The following is a 4,154-nucleotide window of genomic DNA, read 5'->3' on the forward strand; positions in this document are numbered from 1 at the left end:
CGCCGACGCTGTGTGCTTGGCGATCCTGCAGGCTGTAGAGGTCGCGGCTGAATATCCCCTCTCTTGCGATTTCTAGCGCTTCGCGTGGAGCCTCACATCACTGGCAAGAACGGGCAGGAGCGTTGGGAACGGCTGGCGCGGGCCACACGTTCCCTTCCCTGAGACGCCGGCCGCAGGGCGGCGCTCCAACCCCTGGGAGGTGCAGCATGTCTATCTCATCGACGGAACTGGCGGCCAAACGCAAATCCTGGCCGGGCGAAAGCGAAGGTTATGCGCAGGCGCGGCAGAAACTGCTGGCGGAAGAGATCGAACTGCAGCGGCATATCGACAGCGTGGCGGAACAGCGGCGCAAGCTGCCGCCCGGTCCGGTCATCGACAAGGACTACCGGTTCAAGGATGTGAACGGCGACGAGGTCGGCCTGGCCGATCTGTTCGGCGACAAGGAAACGCTGGTCACCTATTTCTGGATGTATGGGCCGGAACGCGAGCGCCCCTGCCCGATGTGCACCAACCTGCTCGGGCCGCTGGACGCCAACGCCAAGGACCTGCAGCAGCGCGTGGCGCTGGCCATCCTCGGGCGCAGCCCGGTGGAGCGGCAGGTGGCGTTCGCGCGCGAACGGGGCTGGCGGCACCTGCAGTTCCACCAGACCGTCGGCGACGACTTCGCGCTCGATTTCGGCGGCCTCGACCCGGCCAAGGGCTGGGAATATCCGGTGCTGGCGGTGTTCCGGAAAACCGGCGACGGGGTCAGGCTGTTCTGGAAGGGCGAAATGACCGGCGAGATGGCCGATGCCGGCAAGGACCCGCGCGGCGGTCCCGACTTCGCCCCGCTCTGGTTGGCACTCGACCTCACGCCCGAAGGCCGGGGCGAAAAATGGTATCCGAAGCTCGAATATTATTGAGCGGCGCGGCGCCCTCTCCGACTACCGCGGGCTCACCAGGGCTGCGGCCCAGGTGCTCATCGCCAGGCCGTCGAGGTCGTCGGCCTCGGTGACGACCCACAGCACACCGGTGCCCATGAAATCGGCGGCGTCGGCCTCGCCAGCATCGGTGACTGCGGGGGCGATGGCCCCGCTCCCATCGGCCGCAACGTCCTCGCCCGTGTGGATTTCGTCCCGCTTCATGGCGCCAGCCTCCAACTTCTTGCCCAAGAAATGTCAGCGGCGGAAATGCATAGAGGTATCGTCGCCAATCTCTCCCAGATCGACGGCGATACCCCTATACCAGCCCACCCGGAAACAAGCCCCGAAGAACAGCTTTGAAACCCACCCCAGCCTCGACCTGCTTCGTCAAGGTGTACCCTGTCCCAAAGACTTATTTCACTGAATGAAGGCTACACCCATTGTCGAGGGAGCCGCATCATTTGAATCAATGATGTGGCTAACGATCGGAAATTCTGTTATATTTCCCGACAGATACGCTGTGCTCGTATCTCCGCCGGGGGGCGGCAGCAAGATGGGTGTTCTCGCAAAAAGGCTGAGCCGCGGGTCGCTTGCGATACAGCCCGCGATTGTCTCCGATATCTACGATGCCGCGCTGGATCCGCATGGGCTGCAAGGGCTGGCCGCGATCGTGATGGCAGCCGGCGAAGGAAGCAGCGCGGCGCTGGGCATCCTGCGTGCGAACGCCTTCGAGGAGGCGGCCGTCCACAATCTTCCGGACAAGGCGCTGCAGGACTATGCCGCCTATTATCGCCACATCAATCCCTGCGTTCCGCTGGCGCTGGCGCATCATCCCGACAGCATCTCGCGCTTCACGGATCTCATCCTGCAGCCCGACCTGGAGAGGACGGAGTTCCATACCGACTTCCTGCGGGTGCATGACACCGTTCGCTGCATGGGCGTGCCGGCCGTTCCGATCGGTTCCAGGCTGCTGCTGCAGTTCAGCGTTCACCGGTCGCGGGGAAGCATGGATTTCAGCGACGACGACGTCGCCCGGCTGCAGGGCCTGACGCCCCATCTGCAAAGAGCGGTGCAACTGCGCCGGCGGCTGAACCTGGACCTCCATATGAATGCCGGGCTGGCCGCCCTGGAGAGGATGGCTTTCGGTTGCGTGATCTGCGACGGCGCCGGCCATGTGCTGTTCGCAAACCACGCCGCCGAGATGCTGGAGGCGAGCGGCGTCATGACGCTGGTCTCGCGGCAGGGCCTGCTTGCACGCAACCCCAACCAGTCCCGGCAACTCGCCGCCTCGATCGCCGCCACCGCGGCCGGCAGCAGCGGCGATGCCCTTGTCCTGACCACCCGGGATGGCACAAGGGTGTTCGTGTTGACGGCCCCCTTGCCGATGCGTCTCGGCGGCCAGCCGGGGCGCGTGCTCGTCACCTTCAGGTCCGAAGCTGCGGCGACGCCGCTCGACGCCGCGGCCCTGCAGCGATTGTTCCCGCTGACGACAGCGGAGGCGCGGCTGGCGCTGGCGCTGGCCGCCGGCCATTCGCTGGCCGACTACGCTGCCGAACACCGGGTTTCGGACAACACGCTGCGCACGCAGATCGCCAGCATCCTGCACAAGACCGGCACCGAAAACCAGCGCGAACTGGTGCGCCTGCTCGGCCTGCTGCCGCCCATCGACAGGCAGGCCGGCAAAGGGATCCGCTAGGGACTTCGGCTGTGCCGCCCCGCGCACTTGGCTACACTATGCTCTAAGATCGTAAAAATCCTGCGCTCGATCATGATCTCGATCGCCCGCAAAGTGCCCCCTCGGCATACCGGCAGTCACGCGCCGAAGAGCCGCCTGTCCCAATAGACGGGCTGATGCAGGCTGGTTTCGATATCGGCGAACTCGGGATGCGCCGGGTTGATAAGCACGTTGCGGTCCGGCCGCGCCACTGCGCTCGGCACCAGCAGAACCGCGCTGCGTCGTTCCAGACACCAGCGCTCGCCGAACAGCTTGCTGACGCCTGCGGGCTGGCTGTCCCAGCCAGGCAGGCCCGGTTCGGAAAACGTCTCGTAGGATGTGCCCTTCGGGATGGTGATCGTCACATAATGCTGATTGGGCGGCAGGCGGCCGCTGCCATGCACCAGCTTCTCCAGCAGCGCGGTGGAGAAATGCTCGGCGGCGTAGATCACCGCGCTCCCCGGCGTGTTCCAGCGGCCCGGCGCAATGGTCGAGCCCGTCGCATCGAAGATCGGATAGGCGCCGGCCGGATCGCCGATGCGGTAGGCCGTCAGCGTCCGGTCAAGGATCTGCGGCGTCACGCGGCAGTGCCGTATTTCAACCCGCCGAGCACATCCAGCACCAGCCCTGCACCGATCTCGCTTTGAATGACGACATCCACTGGCCGGCGATCCTCAAGCATCGCATGCGGCCGGAACAGGAAATCCCGCGCGTCGTCGTCTCCGCCCCAGACCTCGACAGCCATTGCCCACACCCGCGCAAGACGCGCGAGCCGCTCACCCTCGTCCGACGACAGGCGATGCGCGGCCTTGCGCCGCTCATAGGTCGCTTTCGGAATCAGGCGATATTTGAACTGCGTATCGCCGGGCGCCAGCTTGCCAGCGAGTCGATCCAGCGCCTTTACCGGAAGCCCGTCTTCGATGCGCGCAATCAAGCCAAAAGCGGAACGGCCGCCGGGGGCCGGCAAACCCAGGACATCGGCAACATCGGCAAAGGCGGTCATGGATCGCTCCGTATCAATTGATACGAAATATATTACCAATTGAGGCGCGCTTCAAGGATGCCTTGCTGCGACGGTGCCAGTCGGATGCGATACGAAACGCCACTCAGGATGCGGCGCCCGCGGCCCTTGCCGCGATCTCGTCTTCGATCAGGTTGAGGAACCGCAGCGCGATGGGCGAGAGCACGCTGTCGCGCAAGGTGATGATGCTGAGGTCCGGCACGAAGACCGGGTTGGCCATGTCGAGCGTGGCGATGCGCGTCGTCAGCGCGGGCGAAGCCAGAAGCTGCACCGCATCCTCTGCCAGCGGCGCGATGGCATCCGTGCGCGCAATGGTGGCCAGCGTCAGGAGCACCGAAGCCGTGTGGGTCACGCTTTCGGGAAAGTGCGTCTGCTCCTCGACGAAGGCGCGCGACAGCGCTGACCAGATCGGTGTGCCGACCGGCTGCACCACCCAGTCCTGGCTGGCGAGGTCGGCCAGGCGCAGCCGCCTGCGAGCCGCCAGCGGATGGCCCTCGCGCACCACGAACTGCACCGC

The 4,154-nt window shown here is 65.4% G+C and carries 6 protein-coding genes; 2 read left to right on the plus strand and 4 right to left on the minus strand.

Features of this window, described 5'->3' with window-relative positions; translation table 11 throughout:
• Positions 1-206 precede the first annotated feature (206 nt).
• Complete coding sequence (locus L4923_RS30535; protein ID WP_239370842.1) at positions 207-902, plus strand: DUF899 family protein; 696 nt, start codon at positions 207-209, stop codon at positions 900-902.
• A 21-nt stretch (positions 903-923) separates the two neighbouring features.
• Here the strand turns inward: L4923_RS30535 and L4923_RS30540 are convergent, their stop codons facing one another.
• Entirely contained in the window at positions 924-1,124 is a 201-nt protein-coding gene (locus tag L4923_RS30540; protein ID WP_239370843.1) for a hypothetical protein, read from the minus strand.
• Between the two features lie 331 nt (positions 1,125-1,455).
• Between L4923_RS30540 and L4923_RS30545 the strand changes: the two genes are divergently transcribed.
• Entirely contained in the window at positions 1,456-2,598 is a 1,143-nt protein-coding gene (locus tag L4923_RS30545; RefSeq protein ID WP_239370844.1) for a hypothetical protein, read from the plus strand.
• Positions 2,599-2,714: 116 nt separating this feature from the next.
• On the opposite strand, the gene L4923_RS30550 is transcribed toward L4923_RS30545, so the two are convergent.
• From L4923_RS30550 to L4923_RS30560, 3 genes are all read right to left on the minus strand, one after another.
• Positions 2,715-3,197 (minus strand): RES family NAD+ phosphorylase, encoded by a 483-nt coding sequence (locus L4923_RS30550; RefSeq protein ID WP_239370845.1) that lies wholly within the window; start codon positions 3,195-3,197, stop codon positions 2,715-2,717.
• Entirely contained in the window at positions 3,194-3,619 is a 426-nt protein-coding gene (locus tag L4923_RS30555; protein WP_239370846.1) for an antitoxin Xre-like helix-turn-helix domain-containing protein, read from the minus strand. Before L4923_RS30555 ends, L4923_RS30550 begins: the two co-directional genes overlap by 4 nt.
• A gap of 103 nt (positions 3,620-3,722) precedes the next feature.
• Positions 3,723-4,154 (minus strand): LysR substrate-binding domain-containing protein (locus L4923_RS30560; RefSeq protein WP_239370847.1); only part of this gene is annotated, 432 nt, incomplete at its 5' end.

It is taken from the genome of Terribium retamae, assembly GCF_022347545.1.
Classification (GTDB): Bacteria; Pseudomonadota; Alphaproteobacteria; order Rhizobiales; family Rhizobiaceae; genus Mesorhizobium; species Mesorhizobium retamae.